Here is a 297-nt window from a genome sequence, read left to right on the forward strand (position 1 = left end):
GGGAATATTGCAGTGACCCTGACCATGTGGACCATCTTCCTCAAAGGCGTATCCTTGACTGGTGACTATCTCCAGTCTAGACTGTTCACCGATATGATACAGCTCCCTTCCGACATCCCTCCTCAGTTTTCTGGGCACGAGACTTTTCCTTTGCGGCAGCTTTGGCTACGCAAGGCCTACGATGTAGTCACTCAACAGCACGCACCCGTTTCTAGATCTGTTTTTGCCGATGAAGAGGCGATTGTTCGCTTCGGAGTTGGTAAGAATATGGCTATGTCTATTCGTTTTTGGGCGAGT

At 49.5% G+C, this 297-nt stretch carries 1 protein-coding gene; it reads left to right on the plus strand.

Annotated elements, in window-relative coordinates; genetic code table 11:
* Positions 1-24: 24 nt before the first annotated feature.
* Positions 25-297, plus strand: a 273-nt coding sequence (locus F2P45_RS35055; RefSeq protein WP_229505458.1) for a DUF4007 family protein, incomplete at its 3' end; no start/stop codon positions are given.

This window comes from Massilia mucilaginosa, from assembly GCF_011682145.1.
GTDB classification, from domain to species: domain Bacteria; phylum Pseudomonadota; class Gammaproteobacteria; order Burkholderiales; family Burkholderiaceae_D; genus Telluria_A; species Telluria_A mucilaginosa.